The organism is Streptomyces sp. NPDC104309 (genome assembly GCF_055584025.1).
Map to the genome: position 1 here is coordinate 115,309 of NZ_JBVJMV010000021.1, position 23,688 is coordinate 138,996.

General features: G+C 70.1%; 23 protein-coding genes, 1 pseudogene and 1 riboswitch. Of the genes and pseudogenes, 8 read left to right on the plus strand and 16 right to left on the minus strand.

The window, feature by feature from the left end:
- Window positions 1-162 precede the first annotated feature (162 nt).
- The 4 genes from ACZ68L_RS28005 to ACZ68L_RS28020 all read right to left on the minus strand — a co-directional run bounded on the left by ACZ68L_RS28005 (window position 163) and on the right by ACZ68L_RS28020 (window position 5,946).
- Complete coding sequence (locus tag ACZ68L_RS28005) at window positions 163-1,182, minus strand: hemolysin family protein (protein ID WP_469581832.1); 1,020 nt, start codon at window positions 1,180-1,182, stop codon at window positions 163-165.
- A complete protein-coding gene (locus tag ACZ68L_RS28010) occupies window positions 1,179-2,513 on the minus strand; it encodes a hemolysin family protein (RefSeq protein ID WP_469581835.1) in 1,335 nt (444 codons plus the stop codon). Before ACZ68L_RS28010 ends, ACZ68L_RS28005 begins: the two co-directional genes overlap by 4 nt.
- A gap of 175 nt (window positions 2,514-2,688) precedes the next feature.
- On the minus strand, window positions 2,689-3,114 hold the full coding sequence (locus tag ACZ68L_RS28015; protein WP_469581838.1) for a GNAT family N-acetyltransferase: 426 nt from the start codon (window positions 3,112-3,114) through the stop codon (window positions 2,689-2,691).
- Window positions 3,115-3,261: 147 nt separating this feature from the next.
- Entirely contained in the window at window positions 3,262-5,946 is a 2,685-nt protein-coding gene (locus ACZ68L_RS28020) for a SpoIIE family protein phosphatase (RefSeq protein WP_469581841.1), read from the minus strand.
- Window positions 5,947-6,395: 449 nt separating this feature from the next.
- Here ACZ68L_RS28020 and ACZ68L_RS28025 point away from each other — a divergent pair, with 449 nt between their 5' ends.
- Together ACZ68L_RS28025 and ACZ68L_RS28030 are read left to right on the plus strand one after the other, a co-directional pair.
- On the plus strand, window positions 6,396-6,623 hold the full coding sequence (locus ACZ68L_RS28025) for a hypothetical protein (protein ID WP_030921856.1): 228 nt from the start codon (window positions 6,396-6,398) through the stop codon (window positions 6,621-6,623).
- Window positions 6,620-6,991 carry a fic family toxin-antitoxin system, toxin component gene (locus tag ACZ68L_RS28030; protein WP_469581843.1) on the plus strand — a complete coding sequence of 124 codons (372 nt, stop codon included), beginning with the start codon at window positions 6,620-6,622 and terminating at the stop codon, window positions 6,989-6,991. The genes ACZ68L_RS28025 and ACZ68L_RS28030 overlap by 4 nt, the downstream gene beginning before the upstream one ends.
- A gap of 78 nt (window positions 6,992-7,069) precedes the next feature.
- Here ACZ68L_RS28030 and ACZ68L_RS28035 read toward each other — a convergent pair whose 3' ends face one another.
- From ACZ68L_RS28035 to bioB, 4 genes are all read right to left on the minus strand, one after another.
- Window positions 7,070-7,744, minus strand: coding sequence for a class I SAM-dependent methyltransferase (locus ACZ68L_RS28035; RefSeq protein ID WP_469581846.1), 675 nt, complete (start codon window positions 7,742-7,744; stop codon window positions 7,070-7,072).
- Between the two features lie 94 nt (window positions 7,745-7,838).
- A complete protein-coding gene (bioD, locus tag ACZ68L_RS28040) occupies window positions 7,839-8,528 on the minus strand; it encodes a dethiobiotin synthase (RefSeq protein WP_469581849.1) in 690 nt (229 codons plus the stop codon).
- A 1-nt stretch (window position 8,529) separates the two neighbouring features.
- Entirely contained in the window at window positions 8,530-9,834 is a 1,305-nt protein-coding gene (locus tag ACZ68L_RS28045; protein ID WP_469581851.1) for an adenosylmethionine--8-amino-7-oxononanoate transaminase, read from the minus strand.
- Window positions 9,827-10,993, minus strand: a complete 1,167-nt coding sequence (gene bioB / locus ACZ68L_RS28050) for a biotin synthase BioB (protein ID WP_469581854.1) — start codon at window positions 10,991-10,993, stop codon at window positions 9,827-9,829. Before bioB ends, ACZ68L_RS28045 begins: the two co-directional genes overlap by 8 nt.
- A 142-nt stretch (window positions 10,994-11,135) precedes the next feature.
- On the opposite strand from bioB, the gene ACZ68L_RS28055 reads away from it, so the two are divergent.
- The gene (locus tag ACZ68L_RS28055; RefSeq protein ID WP_469581857.1) at window positions 11,136-12,278 is read left to right on the plus strand and encodes an 8-amino-7-oxononanoate synthase; all 1,143 of its coding nucleotides are present in this window, start codon (window positions 11,136-11,138) and stop codon (window positions 12,276-12,278) included.
- 164 nt (window positions 12,279-12,442) lie between these two features.
- Here ACZ68L_RS28055 and ACZ68L_RS28060 read toward each other — a convergent pair whose 3' ends face one another.
- Window positions 12,443-12,649, minus strand: a complete 207-nt coding sequence (locus ACZ68L_RS28060) for a DUF397 domain-containing protein (protein ID WP_469581861.1) — start codon at window positions 12,647-12,649, stop codon at window positions 12,443-12,445.
- A gap of 25 nt (window positions 12,650-12,674) precedes the next feature.
- The gene (locus ACZ68L_RS28065; RefSeq protein WP_469581864.1) at window positions 12,675-13,535 is read right to left on the minus strand and encodes a helix-turn-helix domain-containing protein; all 861 of its coding nucleotides are present in this window, start codon (window positions 13,533-13,535) and stop codon (window positions 12,675-12,677) included.
- A 204-nt stretch (window positions 13,536-13,739) separates the two neighbouring features.
- On the opposite strand from ACZ68L_RS28065, the gene ACZ68L_RS28070 reads away from it, so the two are divergent.
- The gene (locus ACZ68L_RS28070; RefSeq protein WP_469581867.1) at window positions 13,740-14,171 is read left to right on the plus strand and encodes an ATP-binding protein; all 432 of its coding nucleotides are present in this window, start codon (window positions 13,740-13,742) and stop codon (window positions 14,169-14,171) included.
- A gap of 368 nt (window positions 14,172-14,539) precedes the next feature.
- On the opposite strand, the gene ACZ68L_RS28075 is transcribed toward ACZ68L_RS28070, so the two are convergent.
- The 3 genes from ACZ68L_RS28075 to ACZ68L_RS28085 all read right to left on the minus strand — a co-directional run bounded on the left by ACZ68L_RS28075 (window position 14,540) and on the right by ACZ68L_RS28085 (window position 16,540).
- Window positions 14,540-15,013, minus strand: coding sequence for a C40 family peptidase (locus tag ACZ68L_RS28075; RefSeq protein WP_469581871.1), 474 nt, complete (start codon window positions 15,011-15,013; stop codon window positions 14,540-14,542).
- Between the two features lie 3 nt (window positions 15,014-15,016).
- Window positions 15,017-15,189: riboswitch (cyclic di-AMP (ydaO/yuaA leader) on the minus strand.
- A 399-nt stretch (window positions 15,190-15,588) separates the two neighbouring features.
- A complete protein-coding gene (locus tag ACZ68L_RS28080) occupies window positions 15,589-15,897 on the minus strand; it encodes a hypothetical protein (protein WP_469581874.1) in 309 nt (102 codons plus the stop codon).
- Window positions 15,898-15,904: 7 nt separating this feature from the next.
- Window positions 15,905-16,540: an ATP-dependent Clp protease proteolytic subunit gene (locus ACZ68L_RS28085; protein WP_469581914.1), complete on the minus strand. Its 636-nt coding sequence runs from the start codon at window positions 16,538-16,540 to the stop codon at window positions 15,905-15,907.
- Window positions 16,541-16,657: 117 nt separating this feature from the next.
- Between ACZ68L_RS28085 and ACZ68L_RS28090 the strand changes: the two genes are divergently transcribed.
- From ACZ68L_RS28090 to ACZ68L_RS28100, 3 genes and pseudogenes are all read left to right on the plus strand, one after another.
- Window positions 16,658-16,942, plus strand: a complete 285-nt coding sequence (locus ACZ68L_RS28090) for a type II toxin-antitoxin system Phd/YefM family antitoxin (protein WP_469581877.1) — start codon at window positions 16,658-16,660, stop codon at window positions 16,940-16,942.
- 901 nt (window positions 16,943-17,843) lie between these two features.
- A pseudogene (locus ACZ68L_RS28095) lies at window positions 17,844-18,616 on the plus strand (urease accessory protein UreD).
- Window positions 18,617-18,773: 157 nt separating this feature from the next.
- Window positions 18,774-20,351 (plus strand): alpha/beta hydrolase, encoded by a 1,578-nt coding sequence (locus tag ACZ68L_RS28100; protein ID WP_469581880.1) that lies wholly within the window; start codon window positions 18,774-18,776, stop codon window positions 20,349-20,351.
- Between the two features lie 75 nt (window positions 20,352-20,426).
- Here ACZ68L_RS28100 and ACZ68L_RS28105 read toward each other — a convergent pair whose 3' ends face one another.
- Both ACZ68L_RS28105 and ACZ68L_RS28110 read right to left on the minus strand, forming a co-directional pair.
- Window positions 20,427-21,476, minus strand: coding sequence for an NAD-dependent epimerase/dehydratase family protein (locus tag ACZ68L_RS28105; RefSeq protein ID WP_469581883.1), 1,050 nt, complete (start codon window positions 21,474-21,476; stop codon window positions 20,427-20,429).
- Window positions 21,477-21,540: 64 nt separating this feature from the next.
- Window positions 21,541-22,260 carry a lysophospholipid acyltransferase family protein gene (locus ACZ68L_RS28110; protein WP_469581885.1) on the minus strand — a complete coding sequence of 240 codons (720 nt, stop codon included), beginning with the start codon at window positions 22,258-22,260 and terminating at the stop codon, window positions 21,541-21,543.
- Window positions 22,261-22,684: 424 nt separating this feature from the next.
- Between ACZ68L_RS28110 and ACZ68L_RS28115 the strand changes: the two genes are divergently transcribed.
- Complete coding sequence (locus ACZ68L_RS28115) at window positions 22,685-23,275, plus strand: HAD domain-containing protein (protein WP_469581919.1); 591 nt, start codon at window positions 22,685-22,687, stop codon at window positions 23,273-23,275.
- A 45-nt stretch (window positions 23,276-23,320) separates the two neighbouring features.
- Here ACZ68L_RS28115 and ACZ68L_RS28120 read toward each other — a convergent pair whose 3' ends face one another.
- Window positions 23,321-23,593, minus strand: coding sequence for a superinfection immunity protein (locus tag ACZ68L_RS28120; RefSeq protein WP_469581887.1), 273 nt, complete (start codon window positions 23,591-23,593; stop codon window positions 23,321-23,323).
- Window positions 23,594-23,688 lie beyond the last annotated feature (95 nt).

Sequence of the window (23,688 nt, forward strand, 5' to 3'; positions counted from 1 at the left end):
GTGCGAGCCGGGGAGGGGCACGGCCGAACCCGCACCGCGCCCCCGTGGCGGCTGGTCACCCTGCCCGCGGTCGGATTCGCACGTGCCCCCTCGCGCCCCGTCGGCCGGCCTGCGGCCGGATCCGCACCGCGCTGCCGGTCACCCGTAGGCCCCGCCCTCCGGTCAGCGCGCCTGTGACCGTCCGACCAGTTCGCGCAGCACGTCCTCCATCGTGACCATGCCGGCCAGCCGGCCGTCCTCGTCCACCACCGCCGCCAAATGCGTCCGGCTGCGCCGCAGCGCGGTCAGTGCGTCGTCCAGCGGCGTGGCGGCCCGCACCCGGGCGATGGGGCGCATCGCCGAGACGGGGAACGGCACATCGCGCGGTGTGGCGTCCAGGGCGTCCTTCACATGGAGGTAGCCCAGGATGCGCTCCTCGCTGTCCATCACCGGAAAGCGCGAGAATCCGGTCTCGTACGAGAGCTGTTCCAGCTGTTCCGGCGTCGTCCCGACCTTGGCGTACATCACCCGCTCCACCGGCATCACTACATCCTGTACCGGGCGACGGCCCAGCTCAAGGGCGTGGTGCAGCCGCTCCGCGGCGCGGTCGTCGACCAGTCCGGCGTCCCCGGCGTCCTTGACCAGCCGGGCCAGTTCGTCGTCGGAGAACGTGGCGGACACCTCGTCCTTCGTCTCGACCCGCAGCAGTTTCAGCAGTGCGTTGGCGAAGGCGTTGATGGTGAAGATCACCGGGCGCAGCGCCCTGGCGAGGGCGACCAGCGGCGGTCCGAGCAGCAGCGCGGCCCGTACGGGCTCGGCCAGGGCGATGTTCTTCGGCACCATTTCGCCGAGCAGCATGTGCAGATAGGTCGCCACGGACAGCGCGATCACGAACGAGATCGGATGGATCAGTCCGTGCGGCACACCCACCGCGTCGAAGACGGGCTCCAGCAGATGCGCGATGGCCGGTTCGGCGACGATGCCCAGGACCAGCGTGCACAGTGTGATGCCCAGCTGCGCCGCCGCGAGCAGCGCCGACACGTGTTCGAGGCCCCAGATGACGCTCCGCGCCCGCCGGTTCCCCGTATCGGCCTCGGGCTCTATCTGGCTGCGGCGCACGGAGATCAGCGCGAACTCCGCGCCGACGAAGAAGGCGTTGACGACCAGGGTCATCAGTCCGATGAAGAGCTGGACGGCGATCATCGTGCGTCCTCCGTCCGCTCGTCGTCGGGCAGCGGTGCGTGGAGCAGGGCCCGCGCGGCACGGCGGCCGGAGGCGTCCACCACATCGATCCGCCAGCCGTCCAGCTCGATCGAGTCACCCACGGCGGGGATGCGGCCGACCTCGGTGGCGACCAGCCCGGCGAGCGTCTCGTACGGTCCGTCCGGCACGCGCAGTCCGATTCTCTTGAGCTGGTCGAGTCGGGCGGCGCCGTCGGCCGACCACAGGGTCCGCCCGTCGGCGTCCTCGCCGGCCGGAGCCAGGTCCGGCGTCTCGTGCGGATCGTGCTCGTCGCGCACCTCGCCGACCACCTCCTCGACGATGTCCTCCAGGGTCACGACCCCGGCCGTGCCGCCGTACTCGTCGATGACGACGGCCATGGCGAGCTTGCCGGACAGCCGGTCCAGGAGCCGGTCCACGGTGAGGGTCTCCGGTACGAGCAGGGGCTCGCGCAGCATCTCCGAGACGCGAGTACGGGGCCGCCGCTCGGCCGGGACGGCGAGCACGTCCTTGATGTGTGCCACGCCGACGACGGTGTCGAGGCTGCCGCGGTAGACGGGGAAGCGGGACAGGCCGGTCGCGCGGGTGGCGTTCGCGACGTCCTCCGCGGTCGCCTGCACCTCCAGCGCGGTCACCTGCACCCGCGGGGTCATGACGTTCTCCGCCGTCAGCTCCGGCAGGTTGAGGGTGCGGACGAACAACTCCGCGGTGTCCGCCTCCAGCGCCCCCTCCTTCGCGGAGTGCCGGGCCAGCGCCACCAGCTCCTGGGGGCTGCGGGCCGAGGCGAGTTCCTCGGCCGGTTCCATGCCCAAACGGCGCACGATCCGGTTCGCGGTGTTGTTGAGGTGACTGATGAACGGCCGGAAGACGGCGGTGAAGGCCCGCTGCGGGGTCGCCACGGTCTTCGCCACCGCGAGCGGGGAGGAGATCGCCCAGTTCTTCGGGACGAGCTCGCCCACGACCATCAGGAACACGGTGGACATCGCGGTTCCCAGGACGAGGGCCACGGAGGACGCCACGCTCGGGGACAGGCCCACGGCCTCCACCGGACCGCGGATCAGCTTCGCGATCGACGATTCGGAGAGCATGCCGACCACCAGGTTGGTGACGGTGATGCCGAGTTGTGCGCCGGAGAGCTGGAAGGTGAGGCTGCGCACGGCCTTCATGGCGCCCGTCGCGCCGCGTTCACCCCGCTCCACGGCCCGTTCGAGCTGACCGCGCTCGACAGTCGTCAGGGAGAACTCAGCCGCGACGAAGGCGCCGCAGGCGAGCGAGAGCAGTACCGCCACGAGCAGCAGAAGCACTTCGGTCATCGGTTCACCTCCGTCCCATGATCGGGCAGGGGAAGGAGGATCGCTCGATGTCGGCGATGTCGACTACTGGGAGGCTCGCCCATGGGCGGACGCTCACACCTTTCGGAAGGATCGGTCAGGACTCCGTCCATCGTAAAGGATCGGCAAAGTCGACCACTCTTCCGGATGGTCGGCTTCAGTCCGTGAGCGGCTTCACCCAGCGCCGCCAGTGATCCTCGCGGCGGTAGCCGGCCGCGGCCCAGGTGTGGTGGGCCCGGTCGTTGGCCTCCAGGACCATGGCGTCGACCCGGCGCCCGCCCAGGGCGATGAACCGCTGTTCCGCCGCTGCCGTCAAGGCGGTGGCGATGCCTTGCCTCCGGCGGTCCGGGTGTACGGCCAGCCGGTAGGCGGAGCATCGCCAACCGTCGAAACCGGCTATGACCGTTCCCACGAGAAGACCGTCACGTTCTGCGAGGAGCAGAGCCTCAGGGCCTCTTGAGATGAGCCGGGCCATCCCGTCGTGGTCGTCGCTGATGCTCGTACCCTCCGCGGCTTCCCGCCAGAATCGCAGCACCGCGTCGATATCGGAGAGGTCGGCGCAACGGATGTGAAGATCGCTCATGGTACGAGCCAAGCAGAGCGCCGACCCGTTCGGCGAACGATTTCCGCGCAGAGGAATCGCGAGGCAGCGGACAGGACGCACTGCCCACGCTTCGGCCTGGAAGCCCCGTGGCCCTCGGATCCCAGCCTTCAGAGCTCCGTGTCGAATTCAGAGCTCCGTGTCGAACATGTCCAGCAACGCTGTGCCGTCCGTACCCTCCTCGGGTCCGGGCAACGGCAGCTCGGCCCAGATGACCTTCCCCTGGGGGGTGTAACGGGTGCCCCAGCGCTCGGTCAGTTGCGCGACGAGGAACAGACCGCGACCTCCCTCGTCCGTCGCGGCGGCATAACGCAGATGGGGTGAGGTGCTGCTGCCGTCGGCCACCTCGCAGGTCAGGCCGTGATCGTTCAGCAGCCGCATCGTGACCGGTGCGGAGCCATGGCGGATGGCGTTGGTGACCAGCTCACTGAGTACCAGCTCCATGGCGAACGAGAGCTCGGACAGACCCCAGTCGTCGAGCTTCTCGGTCACGGCGGCGCGCATCCCCGCCACAGCGGCGGGATCGAACGGTACGTCCCACTCGGCGACACAGTCGGGCGGGAGCGCCCGGGTGCGGGCGATGAGCAGCGCCACATCGTCCTTCGGCCGGCCGGGCAGGAGCTCGTCGAGCACCGCCTGGCAGGTCTCCTCCGGCGACCGGCCGGCATGGGATGCCAGAGCCCGGCGCAGCAGCTCGATGCCTTCGTCGATGTCCCGGGTACGGTCCTCGATGAGCCCGTCGGTGTACAGGACGAGCTCCGTGCCCTCCTCCAGTTCCATCTCCGCGCTCTCGAACGGCATACCGCCCAGGCCCAGGGGCGGTCCGGCCGGGAGGTCGGGAAACGTCACGCCGCCGCCGTCGGGCCGGACCAGTGCGGGCAGTGGATGCCCGGCCCGCGCCATGGCACAGTCGCGTGAGACGGGGTCGTAGATCGCGTACAGGCAGGTGGCGCCCGTCACCCCCGCGCCGACGGTCGTCTCCACCTCCTCCTGGTCGATGCGCCCGACCAGGTCGTCGAGGTGGCCGAGGATCTCGTCGGGCGGCAGGTCGAGGGTGGAGAAGTTGTGCACGGCGGTCCGCAGCCGTCCCATGGTGGCGGCCGCGTGCAGACCGTGACCGACGACGTCTCCGACGACCAGCGCCACCCTGCTGCCCGGGAGGGGGATCACATCGAACCAGTCGCCGCTCACCCCGGAGACCGCGGGAAGGTAACGATGGGCGACCTCAAGGGCGCTCTGCTCGGGCAGCTCCCTGGGGAGCAGGCTGCGCTGCAACGTCACGGCCAGGGCGTGCTCACGGGTGTAGCGACGGGCGTTGTCGATGCTGACCGACGCCCGGGCGACCAGTTCCTCGGCCAGGGACAGGTCGTCTCCGTCGAACGGCTGGGGCTTCTCCGAGCGCCAGAAGTTGACCACGCCCAGGACGACGCCCCGCGCCCGCAGCGGCACGGTGATGAGCGAATGGATGCCGTAGTCGACGATCGACCGTGTCCGCTCCGGGTCCTGGGCGAGCCAGTGGGGTGCGGCGGACAGTTCGGGCACCAGCTCCGACCGGCCGTTCCCCAGAGCCCGTGCCTGCGGCGTGGAGGGGAGGAAGTCGTTCAGCCGGCCGCGTTCGTAGAGGGGGTGGTCGTCCCGGATGCCGTGCACGGCGGCGCGGCGCATGTCCGTGGTCGTACTGGTCGGCTCGTCCCCGTGCAGGACCGGGCCGGCCAGATCGACGGTGACGAAGTCGGCGAGACGGGGGACCGCGACCCGAGCCAGTTCCTCGGCCGTACTCTCCACGTCGAGGGTCGTACCGATGCCGAGCCCGGCGTCGTACAGCAGTCTCAGCCGCTGGCGCGCGCTCTCGGCCCTGCCCGACAGCGCTCGCAGCTCCGTGGAGTCGCGCAAGGTCGCGACGGTCCCCTCGCGGGAGCCGCGACGTTCCGTGGGGCGCTGACTCACCGCGAGCAAGCGGTCTCCCGCGAGATGCACTTCGTCCGTGGCGGCTCGGCCCGAGGCGAGCAGTTCCACCGTGCTGGGATCGAGGCCGGGCAAGTCCGAGACGTGCCGTCCTTCGGCGTCGCGCGGCAGATTCAGCAGCCGTCTCGCCTCGTCGTTGGCCAGCAGAAGCCGGCCGTCGTCGCCGATGATCAGCACGCCTTCGCGCACCGCGTGCAGCACCGCGTCATGATGCTCGTACATGCGGGTGATCTCGGCGGGGTCCAGGCGGTGGGTCTGTCGCCGCAGTCGCTTGGCCACCAGCGCGTTTCCGCCCGTGGCGACGGCGAGCGCGGCCGCTCCGGTGCCGAGGATGATCGGAATCTGCCGGGCCACCACACCGGTCACGTGGTTGACCTTCAGGCCCGCGGCCACCACGGCGACGACCTTGCTCCCGCGATCGTGGACGGGGACGAGCGCCTGCACCTCGTGGCCCAACGGGCCATTGACGCTCTCGGTGTACACACGGCCGGCCAGCGCCGGTTCGATGGTGCCCACGAACGTCTTCCCGATCAGGCCCGGCTGGGGATGCGTGTAGCGGATCCCCTTCGTGTTCATCACCACGATGAAGTCGACGTCGGCGGCCTTCCGCGCGGCCTCGGTGTGCGGCTGGAGCACCTTGGAGGGATCGGGCGCCTTCAGCGCGGCCAGAATGCCGGGTGAGTGCGCGAACGTCTCCGCGACGGCGATCGAACGATTTCTCGCCTCCGCGTTGTTGTCGTGCTGGGACTGGAGTACGAGAGCCAGCACCGCGGCCGCCACGAGGAGCACGACCACGACCACCTGGAGGGCGAAGACCTGCGCTGCGAGGCTCCAGGGGCGCCTGTCCATGAGTGACCGAACCGGTGTGATCCGGAATCGGCCGAAACGGGTGGCCACACTGACCTTTGTAGCACCGCACGGCCGTTGTAGCAGCGCACGGCCGTCGGCGCGTGAGGCGAGCACGGCGCAGGGCCTCCGGGCGGTAGCGCGCGGCTGCCGCGAGAGGTCCTCTCGGAGCGTCCCGAAACAGGGCCGTCGTCATTGCTCCGGGCGGCGCCCGCGCGGGCGTGCAGTCATGGGCGAGCGGGGATGTTCGAGGGCGGCCGGGGCGTCGGCTTCCCGGCGAGGGGGCGTCGCGTGAGGATCGAGTCCACTGACGTTTGATTCCCTCATCGGCCGCACGCGTGACCCGGCGACCGGAGTACGGCGACCGGTGTAGGGGGCACCAGGCGACCGGTGTATGGGGCACCATGGTGCTCCCCTTGCCGGTGCTAGCGAACCGGCGCTAGCGTGTTGTTGTGCCCAAGACTCAGCTGAACGTGAGAGTGGACGAGGCGACCGCCGAGGCCGCGCGACAGCGCGCGCTGCAGAGGGGGATGAGCGTGAACCGTTACATAGAGGAGCTCGTGAAGCAGGACGCGGGCGAGGTCGGACACACCTTTGTCGAGGCCGCGGCCGACTTCATGAAGCAGTACGAGTCGGTCTTCGCCGAGGAGTTCGGCCCGGAGCGCAAAGGCACGCGTTGAACCTCCAGATCGACCTTTCCTGGCTGCTCATGGTGGCCGAGCACAAGACCCCCGGCGATCCGCAGGTCGTCGACTGGGGGGCGCTCGTTGCCGCGGTGGCCCGCCATGAGGCCGAGATCTTCGGCAGCCCCGTCTACAGCGACCCACACTCCAGGGCCGCCGCCCTGCTGCAGCTGCTGCTCCATGTCCCCGCGCTCGAACACTCCAACGCGATGTTCTCCTCCGCTGTCGCGTACGGCTATCTCGTCGCCTCCGGGCTGAAGGTGATCACCTCGCCCGAGCAGGTGCGCGATCTGGCCCGGCTGGTGAAGGAGGGCAAGGCGGACGTCCGGGCCATCGCCGACGAACTGCGCCAGTGGTGCCTGTGACGGCTCTGTACGCCGTGGTGGCCGGTTGGCGCCGGTGGTGCCTGTGACGGCTCGGGTATGCCGTGGTGGCCGGACGCGTCAGTCCACCACGGTCGGCCGCCGCGCCACGCCCAGCACACAGGCGGACGTGGGCAGCCGGATTCCCCAGTCCGGCATCCTGACCCGCCGGTAGGCCTCGACCACGAATCCAGCCCTCTCGATGGCGGCCAGGGTGTCGCGCGCCGTGTGACACCCGCCGGTCACCAGCGGCCACACCGTGTGGTCCAGTGCACGCTGGACGGCTGCCATGGCCCGGTCGTCGGCCCGCACATGCTCGAAGAAGCGCAGCTCACCGCCCGGCCGCAACACCCGAACGATCTCTGCGAGCGAACGCTCCACACTCCGTACGGTGCACAGCACCAGTGAGGTGACCGCCCCGTCGAACGCCTCGCTCTTCACCGGCAGGGCCTCCGCCGTGCCCGGCACCACATCCACCGGAATTCCGGCGCGCAGTGCCGACCGCACCGCCAACTGCCGCAGGACGCGCTCGGGTTCGACGGCCACCACCTCCGACACCGCGGGCGGGTAGTGCGCGAAGTTCAGGCCGTTTCCCGCACCAATTTCGACGACCCGGCCGGACAGGCCGGCCAACAGCTCCGAGCGCACCGCGGCCAGCCCCGCCCCTGTCTCCGCGGCCACGCTCATCCGGGCGTAGAACCGGGCGAAGACGGGGTGGTGCACCGTGTCCGGGATCTTCGTGTCGCGCAGACGCATGACCGACCTCCTCCACACGGCGCCCGGCTGCACGGCGCTCGACCAGAAAGGTACGACTACTTCGATTCTCCTCCGTCCCGCGCGTCTCAGCCGCTCATCCGGCGGGCCGGTTTCCTCCCAGCTCCGCCGTCAGCCAACTCCTCGCCCGGTAACGGAAGTCGGCGGGCTCCAGCGCGCCCGCACCGGCCGGCACCGCACCCAGCAGCGGGGCGTCCGCCACCACCGGGAGATCCTCCAGATTGCACCGTGCCGCCAGGTCGGGCTCGGCGGGCATACTGCCCACCACCACACCGAGGCACTCCAGCCCCCGCGCCCGCAGGGCCTCCGCGGTCAGCGCGGTGGTATTGAGCGTGCCCAGTCCGGCCGGCGTCACCACCACGACCGGTGCGGCCAGCAGCCGGGCCGCGTCGGCAAGGGTCGCGCCCTCCTCGTCGAACCGTACGAGCAGTCCGCCCGCGCCCTCGATCAGCACCAGATCATGTTCGGTCGCCAGCTTCCCGGCCGCCTCGGCGATCTCGTACGGCCGTACCGGTGGGAGTCCGGCCCTGCGGGCGGCCGTGGCAGGGGCCAACGGATCGGGGAACCGGGCCAGTTCGACCGCGGTCACATGGCCGCCCGATAGCCGTACCACCTCGGCCGCGTCCCCCGGCTCGCCGGGCGCCAGCCCCGTCTGCGCGGGCTTGAGCACCGCGACGGCGCGATCCCGGTGCGCCGCCGCCACGGCCGCGGTCACGATCGTCTTGCCGATCTCCGTGCCCGTACCCGTCACTACCAGAACCGTCATCTCAGCCCTCCCGCGCAGCCGCGCACACGGCGCGGCAGATGCGCGCCACGTCGTCATCACCGGTCACATAGGGCGGCATGGTGTAGATGAGATCGCGGAACGGTCGCAGCCACACGCCCTCCCGCACCGCGGCCCGGGTGGCGCTCTCCATGTCCACCTCATGATCGAGCTGTACGACACCGATCGCGCCCAGCACCCGCACGTCCCGGACCCCGGGCAGCGCCGCCGCCGGGGCGAGACCGTCCCGCAGCCCCGCACCGATCCGCCGGACCTCCCGCTCCCAGTCCTGGCCGAGCAGCAGGTCGATGGAGGCACACGCCACCGAGGCGGCGAGCGGGTTGGCCATGAACGTCGGTCCATGGGCCAGCACCGGCACCTCGCCGCTGGAGATTCCCTCCGCGACCCGCGAGGTGCACAGCGTCGCCGCCATCGTGAGATAGCCGCCGGTCAGCGCCTTGCCCACGCACATGACATCGGGCGAGATCCCCGCGTGACCGGCGGCGAACAGCTTCCCCGTACGGCCGAAACCCGTGGCGATCTCGTCGAGGACCAGCAGCACGTCATGCGCGTCGCACGCCTCGCGCAGCACGCGCAGATAGGCGGGGGAGTGGAACCGCATCCCGCCCGCGCCCTGCACCACCGGCTCCACGATCACCGCGGCCAGCCGGTCGGCGTGCTCCGCGATCAGCTCCCGCAGATGGCGCACGTACGCGGGATCCGGCTCCGTGTCGTAACCGGCCGGCGGCTCGTCCGCGAAGATCTGCCGCGGCAGCACGCCCGACCAGAGCCCGTGCATGCCGCCCTCGGGGTCGCACACCGACATCGGCTGCCAGGTGTCCCCGTGATAGCCGCCGCGCCACGTCAGCAGCCGTTGTTTCTCGGGCCGCCCGGCCGATCGCCAGTACTGCAGACACATCTTCACCGCGACCTCGACCGACACCGAGCCGGAGTCGGCCAGGAAGACATGCCGCAGCGGCTCCGGGGTGATCTCGACCAGCCGGGTGGCCAGCCGTACGGCGGGCTCATGGGTGAGCCCGCCGAACATCACATGACTCATCCGGTCCAGCTGACCGCGCGCCGCCTCATTGAGCACCGGGTGGTTGTAGCCGTGTACCGCGGACCACCAGGACGACATGCCGTCGACCAATTCGTCCTGCCCGTGGGCCGGTTCGGCGAGCCGGAGCCGGACCCCGGAGGCTGACTCCACGACCAGCGGCTCCTGACGCCCCGGCATCGGACCGTACGGATGCCAGACATGAGCCCGGTCCAGGGACCGCAGCTCGGCCGGGGAGAGGAGCTCAGGCATTGGGGGCGAGCTCCGTTCCCGCACCGCGCCGGCGGACGGCCACCAGATCCGTGCGCGCCGCCGGAACCTCACCGGTCTCGGCTACAGCCTCCTCCGGCCCGTCGCCACAGGGAGCGCACCCGCCGTCGGGCGCACCACAGCCCCCACCCGGCTGCGCGCGGTGCGCGGGCAGGGTCGTCGTCCCCGCTCCCTCCACCTCGAAACCGGCGTCCGCGATCATGTCCAGATCCGCCTGCCCCGCCTGGCCCTCACTGGTGAGGTAGTCACCCAGGAAGATGGAGTTGACCAGGTGCAGGGCGAGCGGCTGCATCGAACGCAGATGCACCTCGCGCCCGCCCGCGAGCCGTACCTCCACATCCGGACAGACGAACCGGACCATCGCCAGAATGCGCAGACACCGCTGAGGGGTGAGATTCCACTCCTTGGCCAGCGGGGTTCCCTCGAACGGGATCAGGAAGTTCACCGGCACCGAGTCCGGGTCCAGCTCGCGCAGCGAGAAGACGACATCGACCAGATCGGCGTCGCTCTCACCCATCCCGGCGATCAGCCCGGAGCACGCCGAGAGCCCGGCGGCCTGCGCCTGCTGCACGGTCTCCACCCGGTCCGCGTAGGTGTGGGTGGTGGTGATGTCGCCGTACGTGCCCTCGGACGTGTTGAGGTTGTGGTTGTACGCGTCCGCGCCCGCCGAACGCAACCGCTCGGCCTGTCCGTCGGAGAGCAGACCGAGGCAGGCACACACCTCGACGCCCTCGTGCCGATCCTTGATCGTCTCGATGGTCTCCGAAACCCGGTCGACATCACGGTCCGTCGGACCACGACCGCTCGCCACCAGACACACCCGCTTGGCGCCACCCGCCACGCCGGCCGCGGCGGCCTTCGAGGCTTCGTCCGGTTTCAGCCAGGTGTACTTGAGGATCTCTGCCTTCGAGCCCAGCCGCTGCGAGCAGTACGAGCAGTCCTCGGGACAGAGCCCGGACTTGAGATTGACCAGATAGTTCAGTTTCACCCGCCGCCCGAACCACTGGCGGCGCACCTTTCCGGCCGCGGCCACCACTTCGAGCAGATCGTCGTCCGAGGTCGCCAGCACGGCGAGAGCTTCTTCACGGGTCGGCAGCTCGCGCCGCAGCCCCTTGTCCACCAGCGTGTTCAGGAGGTCCATGGTGTTGATCCTGGCCTACGGCACGGCCCACGGCCAAGGAGGAACCGGACAACAGAGCGCGTCGCGGGTGTGTGTATTGCCACACCATGACCGGCTGCGCCCCCGGTTAGCCTCTGTGAGCTGCCTACAAAAGGGACCGCTCATGCCCTTCGACCCGTTCGACTGGATCGACGACGAGGCGCGCCGCCGCGCGGACGCCGGACTCGTCCGTACGCTCCGCCCCCGGCCCGCCGAACCGGAGCTCCTGGATCTCGCGAGCAACGACTATCTGGGGCTGACCCGGCACCCAGAGGTCACCGCCGCCGCAGCCGAGGCCGCGCGCCGGTGGGGTGCGGGCGCGACCGGATCACGGCTCGTCACCGGCTCCACCGCGCTGCATGCCGAACTCGAAGACCGACTGGCCGATTTCTGTGGCTTCGAGGCGGCGCTGGTGCTGTCATCGGGCTACGCGGCCAATCTCGCCGCCCTCACCGCGCTCACCGGCCGTGGCTCGCTGATCGTCTCCGACGCCGGCAACCACGCCTCGATCGTGGACGGTTGCCGACTCTCCCGGGCCGAAACCGCCGTCGTGCCGCACGCCGATCCCGATGCCGTGCGCAAGGCACTGCGGGCGCACGAGGGGCGCGCGCTGGCGGTCACCGACTCGGTCTTCTCGGTCGACGGCGACGCCGCGCCACTGCCCGAACTGGCCGACGCCTGCCGGGCGGAGGGTGCCGCACTGCTCGTCGACGACGCGCACGGCCTCGGTGTGCTGGGGGAGGGCGGCCGGGGTGCGCTCGCCGCCGCCGGTCTCGCCGGCGGCGAGGGAATCGTCTGCACGCTCACGCTCTCCAAGTCCCTGGGCAGCCAGGGCGGAGCGATCCTCGGCCCGGCCGAGGTCATCGAACACCTGGTCAACACGGCCCGTACGTTCATCTTCGACACAGGCCTGGCGCCGGCCGCCGTGGGCGCCGCCCTGGGCAGCCTGCGGCTGCTCGGCCGCGAGCCGGAGCGCGCCGCCAGGGCCCGGACGGTGGCCACCGCGCTGTACGAGCGGCTGACGGCGGCCGGACTGACCGCCGCACGCCCCGACGCGGCCGTGGTCTCGGTGCGGGCACCCTCGGCGGAGGCGGCGGTGCGCTGGGCGGCCGACTGCCGCACCGCGGGCATCGCGGTGGGTTGCTTCCGCCCTCCGTCGGTGCCGGACGGCGTCTCCCGGCTGCGGCTGACGGCGCGAGCGGACCTGACCGAGGAACAGATCGTCATGGCTGTGGCGATCGTGCGGCGAACCGCCCCCGTCGACTGACCCTTCCGGTCGATCGACCGCTCCGGCCGACCGACCTCCTCCGCGGGTGGTCCTGCCTGCCGGCCGCATGCAGGGGGCGGACTCCCTCCCCGGATCACTCCCTGCCTGGATCGCCCCCGTCGGCGGGCCGATCCCGCAGGCGGACCATCTCCGCGAGTGGTCCGTCAGCCGCCCGCACCCCGGTGCAGGCCGGAGACGAAAGTGGTCCAGGCCGCCGCGGAGAACCGCAGTGGTGGCCTGGACACGTCCTTGGAGTCCCGCACGGCCAGCCGCCCGTCACCGAACGGCGCGGCCTCCACGCAGTTGTTCATACCCGTGCTGCGGCTGCTGCGCCGCCACCGTAACTCGTGCTGTGCGAGGCAATCCGACATGACGCCCCTCTCGGGCAGACCGGGGTCACTGACCGTCGCGGTCGATCGCGGCGATGAGGTCCAACGAGTGCTGCGGCGACAGCGCGTGTGCCTGCATGGTGCGGAAGGCCGAGCTGTACGCCTCAAGGTCTTCTTTCCGCTCCAGGTAGAGGCTACTCGTCAAATGGTCGAGAACTACCACGTCCAGATCAGAAGTGTTCGGAAATGAGAAGATAACGAAAGGCCCGGTGAGGCCGGCGTAGCCGCCGACGGAGAAGGGTAGTAACTGGAGTTCCACATGAGGAAGTTGAGCCACCCGGGTCAGATGGCGCAGCTGGTTCCTCATCACCAGGCGCCCGCCGACATCGCGCCGCAGCACCGCCTCGTCGAGCACCGCGCTCAGTCGCAGCGGCGGATCGGTCCGCAGCACCCCCTGCCGGGCGAGCCGCACCTCCACCAGGGAGTCCAACTGGCCGGCGGGTAACCCGTCCAGCGACGCCCGGGTCACCGCGCGTGCGTAGTCCGCCGTCTGCAGAAGTCCCGGCACCACCGAGGTCTCCAGGGTCCGCGCGGTCCGCGCCTGCGACTCCAGACTGATGAAGTCGCGGTACTGCGGCGGAATCAGACCGCGATAGGCATGCCACCATCCGGTGCCGCCACCGCCCGCCGAGCCCGCCAGCGTCTCCAGGAGCGTTCGGAGCCGGGTGTCGTCCACGCCGTACGCGTCCATCAGCCCGGCCACGTCGGCCGGCCGCACCCCACTGACACCGGTCTCGATCCGGCTCACCTTGGACTGGTGCCAGCCGAGCATCCGCGCGGCGTCCCGACTGGTCAGTCCCGACGCTTGGCGCAGACTCCGGAGCTCCTCCCCGAGCTTGCGGCGTCGTACCGCAGGGCCGTACTGCATGCGCGGCCTCCCTCCCTCTCGTGCCGAGCGGACAGTGTGGCGCCCGCCTACGGTTTTGCGTGGCAGGGTTCACCGCATTGAGCGACAGATATATGCATATCTTGGTGGATCGCCGTCGCAGGGGGCAGCATCGATGGCAACCTGGCGCGAAGCACAACCGGGGCCGATCCCGCGTCGGTCCGGGTGGGAAAGGGACGGCTCGCCATGGCAGACCATCAAGAAGCAAGCGTCACTCTGCCGAGCGATCCGGCCTCGGTTTCGGCGGCCCGGAGGCATGTGGCCCGGGTGCTCACCGAATGGGGCCTGACCGCCAACACCGAGTTCTCCGACAGCATCCGCCTCATCGTCTCCGAGCTCGCGACCAACGCCGTTCAGCACACCTTCGGGCAGTCGCCCACCTTCACCGTGGACCTGAGACTGGAGCGGGAGGAACAGCTGCATCTGGGGGTGACGGACAGTCACCCGCGCTGGCCCCGCCGGCTGCCCGCCGCCGTTCAGCAGGACAACGGGCGCGGCATGGTGATCATCCGGTGTCTGGCCAAGGAGTGCGGCGGCCGACTCACCGTCACCCCCACCGCCGACGGCGGCAAGACGGTCTGGATCGCGGTTCCCTGGGGCATTCCCGAGCAGAGCTGACCGGCCGTCGATCCGCCCGCTCCCCGTCCGGTGCTCGCTCGCGGTCGCCCCGTCGGCTTAGCCCGTCCGAACCCGTCGCGCAACCGTGCCCGGAGCGTCGCCGAGACGACACTCGCCCGCTCGCGCCGGTGCACCACCCGAGTTCGTGCTCCGGAACGGGACGGGCGCTGGCCGCCGTACGCCCAGCGGCGTCCGGTCCACCGACGCCACATCAAGGCGGGCGTGACGGAAGGCGCAGCCCGTCGGGTTGGGTGACCGGTCCCACAGCACCGATGACGAGCCGATCAGCGGCACGGGACGGTGTACCTCCGGAGGATCAAGGCCGGAGGGCGGCCTTGATTCGCCGGACGGGAATCACCGGACGGGAATCAGCCGACCCGCCCGTAGTAGACGCTCTTCGTCCAGATCTTCTCCAGCCGGACCACCGCGCCGGTCCTCGGCGAGTGCCAGATCTTGCCGTGGCCGGCGTAGATCCCCACGTGGTAGACGCTGCGGCCGTAATGGAAGAAGACCAGATCGCCGCGTTGCCTGTGCGAGGCCGAGACATGGCGGGTCTTGTTGTACTGCTGCTGGGCGGTGCGGGGGAGCTTCTTGCCCGCCTTCTTGAACGAATAGACCGTCAGCCCCGAACAGTCGAAGCGGTTGGGGCCGGTGGCCCCCCACCGGTACGGCGATCCCTTCTTCGACGCGGCGATGTTCAGCGCCTTCATCGAGGGAGTCGCCGCCTGGGCCTCCGGCGCGGCGCCCGGGGCGAGCATGGTGCCGCCGACGGCGGCCAGAGTCAGAACGGAGGCCGTACCGGCCCGGACGAGCAGAGACGGGACATGAACCTGCGCAGTCATGCGCAACCCTTCGTCAGCCGCCTGTGAAGGATGACCTGTCGGGTTCGGGCTGGCGAAGTTGCCCGGCCGCGCTCGGCGGCTTCACCCCGAGGGTCGACCGTTGATCCGGTCGACCCGTTGTGCTCGGGTCCTCCACTCCTGCCGATCCACTTCTGTCGACCAGGCATCCGGACGGCGGCAGGACTCGGCGTCCGCCCGGACCGCCCCGTCGCGGTGGCGGGGGCTTGTCGTCCCAGGGATCTTGACTCACCGACTGCCGGATTTCCGAGGGGAAACAGCGATTTGTGAGGCTCCTCACGACTGACCCGTTCGGGTGGAGGTGACGAATTCGAGGGCGGGGTCGCTCACCGGAACCGGTCCCGTACCAGCACCGGAATCATTGATTCCGGTCACTGGTCATCAGAAAAGCGCAAATTGAGATATCCCTCACGAGGGGGACTTCCTACGCCGAACGAGCGAGGAATTTCGATGCGCCCACCGGGCGTGTCGAGTACGGGAGTTGGCCGAATCCCGGCTGCTGGCAGGGTCGGGGGAGTTGACCGGACCGTGCCGGCGGCGGTGACGGTGGCGGCTGATCAACTCGGCGGAGCAGGCGGTACGGTGACCCGTCCGGCCCGCCGCTCCCCGTCCAGTACGCGCAGGGCCCGCGCCAGGGTTCCCGCGTGGATCTGCGCCTCGCCGCGTTCATGCATCAACGCGAGGGCGTCTCGCAGCGCGCCCGCCCGGGACGCCAGCGCCTGTGCGGCGCGCAGCGCGCCGTAGGTGTCGCTGCCGCGGGCGGGGTTGATCCGGCCCAGTTGGTCGAGGACTTCGAGGTAGCGGTCGATGAACTCCCCCTCGGCGCGGGTCAGTGCGGGCAGTTGCGGCAAGTGTGGCGGCTGCACCGGGCGTTCACCTCGGGCCGTGCGGGGGGAGCGATGACTTCCGGTTCTCCGTGAGGTGGTCCACCAGGCCGTACTCCTTTGCGCCCGGCGCGTCGAGAATCAGGTCGCGTTCGATGTCGGTGGCGATCTGTTCGGCGCTGCGGCCGGTATGGCGGGCCAGCAGTGTGATGAGCATCTCGCGGACCCGTTCCAGCTCCCGGGCCTCGATCTCCAGGTCGGAGGGCTGACCCTGTACCGGCTCGCCGAGTGCGGGCTGCTGTACGACGACCCGGGCTCCCGGCAGCGCGTGCCGCCGGCCGGGAGCGCCCGCGGCGAGCAGGACCGAGGCGCAGGAGCCGGCCTGCCCGAGGCAGAAGGTCTCCACGTCGCAGGTGAGGTACTCCATCGTGTCGTAGATCGCGGACATGGCTCCGAACGAGCCCCCGGGGGAGTTGATGTAGAGGGAGACGGGTCGGTCCGGAGCGTCATGTTCCAGATACATGAACTGGGCGATCAGGTCATTGGCCGCAGTGTCGTCGACGGGGGTGCCCAGGAACACGATCCGCTCGGCGAGCAGCTTGGAGTACGGGTCGAGGGTGCGGGATCCGTTGGTCGTGCGCTCGGTGAACTCGGGCAGTACGTAGCGGGCGCTGGGACGGAACAGCATGGGCGATGCCTCTCCTCCGGGTCTGTACGCAGTCCGCTTGTCCGGCTCTGTGCGGGGTCTGCGCGAGCTTCAGTGAAAAATGTACAGGACGTACAGAAGGTTATGATGGGGAGCATGGCCTACGAGATTCCGGTGACGCAAGCCCGAGCTGAGCTCGCCGAACTGATCAACCGCGTCGTCTACGGCGGTGAGCGAGTGGTCGTGACGCGGCACGGCAAGCCGCTCGTGGCGCTCGTCTCGGCCGCTGACCTGGAGCGACTGGAAAGCGATGAGGCGGCCGCAGAGGAGCAGGTGATCAGCTCCGTCTCCTCGATCGGCTCCTCGGTGTCCGCTCCCGGCGAACGGCGGCGCTTCGGTATTGCGGCGGAGCACCAGGAGCCTCACGAGCCGGGCCGCTGAGCACCGACTGACAGTCCGTGGCGCGGAGACGCCGTGCGCCTTCGTCGGACGCGACAGGGGTGCACGGCGCGCTTGATCGGGGGTCGGCCTGCCAGGACCTGCCGCTGGGCGCGCATGGTGCGGGTGCGGCCGGAGGCTGGGCCTGCCGTCGGCCTCCGATGGGCACCGCGGACAGTGCGAGCGCTGCCCACAAGGTCAGGGCAGACATGCGATGCCCGCGCCGCCGCCGAAGAAGGTGGCCGGACGTAGGCGCGATCCCCCACGCCAGGTGGCGTCAGCCGCCCGGCCGCCCCGACCGGACCGGGCGGCAGCTCGGGCGCGTCGGCGGCGCCGGAGAACGGGTTTCCGAGCGGCACCGCCAGCGGGGGGCCGAGGCCGCCCCCGACCGGACCGACCAGTGCGGCGAGCCTCGCTGGTGGCCCGCTGACGCCCGGCACGATGAGTCCGCACCTTCCGGATTCGGCCCATCGGTCGCGGTGATCACGCCGAGCCAGGTGTCGGTGGGCGCTGCCGCGCCGATCCCGATCAGGGCACCCGCGCCGATGAGCGTCAGTACCGCCCACCCCGCGGCGGCGTCGTCACGGCGGATGCCTGGAGGCCACCGGTGGTCGCAGGACGGCAGGAGGTTCGCGCCGAAGGCCGCTGCCCCGCCGATCCCGCGCAGACGCCGCCACCGCACCCGTGACCCGCGCCCCGGCCCCGTCGAAAGCCTGGGCTGTGACCGCCTGGCGCGGCGAGCGCGCCACCGCTTGGCTTCCTGCGGAGACGAAGTCGACAGCGCGGTGCGCGCGGTCAGCTCACCAGCGCGGCCAGCTCTCCGTGGTCCTCACCTCGCTCACCTCCGGGGAAGGCGTGGGGCCCGTCGCGGACTGGGTGCGGGGCGGCTCGCCGCCTGGACCGCATGAGCGTCCGGGCCGTCGCCCGGATCGGCGCGGCCAACGACAGCCGGGGCGTCACCTCGCTCCCCGTGCTGGAGAGCGACGGACCGCTCGCCCTGCGCCGGACCAGGGCCCCGCGCGGTGCCTGCGCCCAGGTCGCCGTCGTCGGTGCCATGCGCGCGCCGCTCGGCGGCGACCGGCTCGCCATCGAGGCTCGGGTGAGGGAAGACGCATGGCTCACCACCGACTCGGCGGCGGCGAGCATCGCGCTGCCGGGGACGGGCAAGGGAGCCGAACCCGCCACTTACGACATCGAGTTGAGTGTGGGGGAGCGGGGCCTGCTCCACTGGCTGCCGGAGCAGCTCGTCGCGGCGCACGGCAGCGTCCTGCGCATGACCACGCAGGTCGAACTCGGCCCCACCGCACGGCTGGTGCTGCGCGACGAGCAGATCCTCGGCCGCCACGGCGAGAGCAGCGGCACCCTCGCCAGCCGTCTCACCGTGTACCGCGGCGGCCGTCCGCTGATCGACCAGCAGACGGCGTACGGACCGGGCGCGCCCGGTGGCTGGGACGGTCCGGCCGTCCCGGGCGGCCATCGTGCTGTGGTCAACTCCTCCTCCTCGAAACGTCGTTCGACGGAAAATGCCCCGAAGTGTGCCTGCTGGGACCGACCGCCGTCCTCACCCCGCTCGCCGGACCGGCCGTGCTGGTGACGGCCCTCGCTCCTGACGCCCGCCTGCTGCGCGGCACCCTGGACAGCGCGATGAACGACGTACTCGGAGCCTCAACGGGGTGAACACCGCTCAGCGGGACACCGGTGTCCGGTTATCGATTCGGTAAAGAAGTGTGTGTACGGCCTGTTCTCAGGAACCTCACAGACGACAGGATCCGCGGGAGGTCCTGAATGAAACGCGCTGCCACCGGCGGCGCTTCAGATATGGGGGAGGTTCCACTTGAGACGCACAGCAGTGCTCGGCTCGGCCGGCGCTCTGATCGCGGGCACGCTCATAGCGGGCGCGGTAACCGCACCGGCGGCCACGGCCGAAGGCCGTCATCACCACGGTTCCGAGGCGCGTGGCGTAGAGATCGCCACGACGCGGGCGGCCAGGTCCGGCATCGACTGGAAGGACTGTCCGGCCGACTGGGCCATAGCCAAGCCGATCCAGTGCGGCTGGGTGACCGTGCCGCTCGACTACGCCAGGCCCGACGGCAAGCAGATCAAGCTCGCCGTCGACCGGCACGTCAGCACCGGCACGAAGGACGAGCGACAGGGCGCCCTGCTCTACAACCCGGGCGGCCCCGGCGGTTCGGGGATGCGCTTCCCCACCCGGATCACGAACAAGAACCCGCTCTGGGCGAACACGGCGAAGGCGTACGACTTCGTCGGCTTCGACCCCCGCGGCGTCGGCCACTCCGCGCCGATCTCCTGCGTCGACCCCCAGGAGTTCGTCAAGGCCCCCAAGGCCGACCCGGTGCCCGACTCCGAGGCCGACAAGCGCGCCCAGCGCAAGCTCGCCGCCGAATACGCGGACGGCTGCGCCGAGCGCAGCGGCGACATGCTGCCGCACATGACCACGCCGAACACCGCCCGCGACCTGGATGTCATCCGCGCCGCCCTCGGTGAGAAGCAGCTCAACTACCTGGGCGTCTCCTACGGCACCTACCTGGGCGCGGTCTACGGCACGCTCTTCCCGACCCACGTCCGCCGCATGGTGGTCGACAGTGTCGTGAACCCGGCCAAGGACAACATCTGGTACCAGGCCAACCTGAACCAGGACATCGCTTTCCAGGGACGCTGGGACGACTGGAAGGCATGGGTCGCCAAGAACGACTCCGTCTTCCACATCGGCGACACCCCCGCGAAGGTCGAGCAGGCGTGGCTGAAGCTGCGCGCCGCCGCGAAGAAGAACCCGATCGGCGGCGTCGTCGGCCCTGCCGAGCTCATCGGCTTCTTCCAGAGCGCGCCGTACTACGACTCCTCCTGGGCGCCCGTCGCTCGGACCTGGAGCGACTACCTGGGCGGCGACACCCAGGCTCTGGTCGACGCGGCGGGCCCGGACATGTCCGACACCGCCGGGAACATCTCCTCGGAGAACGGCAACGCCGTGTACACCGCGGTCGAGTGCGCGGACGCCAAGTGGCCCACCAACTGGCAGACGTGGGACCGCGACAACACCCGGCTGCACAAGGACTACCCGTTCATGACCTGGGCCAACGCCTGGATGAACCTGCCCTGTGCGACCTGGTCGGCGAAGCAGCAGACCCCGCTGAACGTGAAGACCGGCAAGGGCCTGCCGCCGGTGCTGATCGTGCAGTCCACGGGTGACGCCGCCACCCCGTACGAAGGCGCCGTCGAACTGCACAAGCGCTTCAAGGGCTCGCGCCTCATCACGGAGCGGGATGCCGGTTCGCACGGCGTCACCGGTCTGGTCAACCCCTGCATCAACGAGCGGGTGGACACCTACCTGCTCACGGGCAGGACCGACCGCAGTGACGTGACGTGCGCCCCGCACGCCACACCGAAGCCGTAACGGTCACAGCCGACGGACACGGGCGGCCGGTGGTCTCGGACCTCCGGCCGCCCGTTCCCGTGCACGGGCTCCGTCTCATGCCTTCCGGTCGTACGTCTCTAGCCAGGCATCCTCCGCCGCGTAGTCGAAGAGCTTCTCCCCGTACGCCCGCAGCATGACGGGATAGGCCTTCGTCCAGTCCCTTCCTTCCAGCTGTGCGGAGATCCACTCGACCGTCGCCGGAACCGACTGCGCATAGTCCGTCACCGGCCGGTAGCCGAGCTCCTGCTCCGCCGCCGTCATGTCGTACACGATGGGATGGGCAGCGCTCCACGGCGTCGAGCCGACGCCGTCCTCACCGGGCGCGCCCGTCATCAGCACGGTCTCGGTCCTCCGGCCGAACACCGCGTCCACGGCCTCGCCGATCTCCATGACCGTCGGTGCCTGCGGGTCCCCGGCGTTGAGCACCCGCGAACCCGGCCGGCCGGCGGCGAGCCGGATCAGCTCGGCCAGATTGGAGACATGGACCGGGTGAAACCGGGATGTCCCGCCGTACGAGAGCACCCGCCGCTCGCGGCCGTCCAGAAGCCGCTTCACGAAATACAGCTCGCGCGGCGACCGGCAGTGCACCCCGTGAATCGCACCGGCCCGCAACAGCGTCACCGGCAGCGCGTCGCCCGCCGCCAGCAGATCCCGCTCCAGTTGTATCTTCCGGGTCCCGTACGTGGCGTCGCCGGCCGCCACGGTGCGCTGGGTCTCCGGGATCGGCACGGGATACCGCGGAGCCCCGTCGGGTTCGCTCTGGGTGTCGAAGCCGCGGCCTCGATCGTCCTCGTACACCGCACCGCTGGAGATGACCACCGCCGAACCGATCCGGTCCGCGAGGCCGGTCAACTGGCGGGCGTGGCCCTCGCCGTAGGCCACCATGTCGACCAGTACGTCACAGCCCTCGCCCAGTGCCGCCGCGAGCGCCCCGTCCTCGTCCCGGTCGAGAGCCGTCGCGCGCACCGAACCATCCCACAGGGCGTCCCGCCCGCCGCTCCGCGAAGCGGCCGTCACCTCCCAGCCGTCCTCGACGAGCGCCTGCACGGCGGCCCGCCCGATCTGTCCCGTCGCTCCCAGAACCCATGCGTGTCCCTTGCTCATGAGGAGCACGCTAGGACGAGGCCGGAACCCGGACCAGCGGAGTTCACCCAGCGCGGATTCGCCGTCAGCGTCGCGGCTTCGGGAACTTCTTCGGCTTGGCGCCCTGCTCGCTCTGTGCGGCCTTCACCTTGACCGCGTACTCGTCGACGTACTCCTGCCCGGAGAGGCCGAGGATCGCATACATGATCTCGTCGGTGACGGCCCGGATCGCCGCCTTCTGGTTCTCCAGACCGGCGTAGCGCGAGAAGTCCAACGGTTCGCCGAAGCGGATGGTGACCCGTCTGATGCGCGGGACGACCTGTCCCGGCGGCTGGATCTCGAACGTACCGACCATCGCGCACGGCACCACCGGCACCTGCGCTGTGATCGCCATCACGGCCACGCCGACCTTGCCCTTGTAGAGCCGTCCGTCGTGCGAACGGGTGCCCTCCGGATAGATCCCCAGCAACTCGCCCCTGTCCAGCACCCCGAGCCCTTCACGGATCGCGGCCTTCCCCGCGTCCTTGCCGGACCGGTCCACCGGAATCTGCCCGATGCTGCGGAAGAAGGCGGCGGTCAGCCGCCCCTTCACCCCCGGTCCGGTGAAGTACTCGGCCTTGGCGAGAAACGTGATGCGCCGTTTCAGGATCGCGGGCATCAGGAAATGGTCGGAGAACGACAGATGGTTACCGGCCACGATGGCCGCGCCGTGCTCCGGGATGTGTTCCAGGCCCTCGATCCTGGGTCGGAAGAACAGCCGTAGCAGCGGCCCGATGATGACGTATTTGAGCACGTAATAGAACACGGGACGGCTCCTAGCTCTGCGGAATCGGCTCCACGGCTGTGCTCTGCCGTGCCGGTGCACATCTACAGGGGACGACAGCCTATGTGCGGGTGTCGTCCCCTGTAACCGACCTCGGCCGGGGCGGCGCCGCCCCGGGACCGACGCTGCTGACAAGGCGCCAGGGGAGGAACGCCGGTCGAGGGGTCGGTCGATGGTCGGACGAGTGGGTCCGGCCAAGGGCCGTCCCACAAATGACCTCTGGATGTGCCGGGCATTCCGGTGAACGGGCCCGCCCAAGAGGGGCTCCGGCACCGTGACCACTGCTGTCGTATCAAGATCGTCCCACCCCGGAGCTCAGATCCACGGCGACCGCTTCCTGCCGGAATTCCGCTGGGCGGTCTCGTCATCGGCCGGTACCGTGCGAGGCGGGATCAAGGGAGGTGGGCTGGTGCGCCCGGTGCTGTTGGTGGATGTGGACGGACCGCTGAATCCCTATGCCGCCAAGCCGCACCGACGGCCCGACGGCTATGAGACGCACCGGCTTCTGACGCCCCGCTGGAAGGCCGCCGAGCGGCGCCGGCTGACGGAGTGGGGGCTCCCGAACAAGCCGGTGAAGCCGCTGCGCGTGTGGCTCAATCCGAATCACGGCCCAGCCTTGGACGCGCTCCCCTTCGACCTGGTGTGGGCGACGACGTGGGAGGAAGAGGCCAACGCTTTCGTCGCGCCGGTGCTGGGATTGCCCGAGCTGCCCTTCATCCCCTGGTCCTCGCCTCGGGCCGATCCCGGGGGCGGTGTGTTCTGGAAGACGCCGGAGATCGTCGCGTGGGCGAAAGGCCGGGCGTTCGCCTGGATCGACGACGAGATCACGGAGGCGGATCGCGCCTGGGTGAAGGATCACCATGACGGCCTCGCTCTACTGCACCGGGTCGACCCTCGATGCGGCCTGGCCAGCGGCGACTTCGCCGCGCTGACGGCATGGGCGACCGGCCTGGACCGACTCCTCAGCCAGCCGACAACCGACTCCTCAACCAGTTGACAACTGCCTGCGACGCCGTGCTTCACGCCCGCTGCGGCGCACCCCTCAGGAACGGGGAGCGGACTGATTGCTTCCGGCGGCCATCGCGAGTGCGGTGATCCAGCCGATCAGTGTCCACCCCAGAAGCAGGTTGATCACAAGCACGCTTCCCCGGTTCGCCATGCCTCGGCCGAATGCTATGAATGTCGGAATGAAATAGGCGACGATCAACAAAACGGCAAACACCAAAACAATGGGTCCCAGGTTTCCCAGGTCCATATCAACCGCTCCCGCAGGCAGGGCTTCGGCGTAGTCGTGTGACGTCCGGTTCGTGATCATCCGAGGCCGAGGAGTGCCAGGGGGCGGAGTGGGTCGCGGGCGTTGTGGTGGAGGCCGGCCGCGGTGTTCTTCACTCCGGCCGTGCGGAGTGCTCC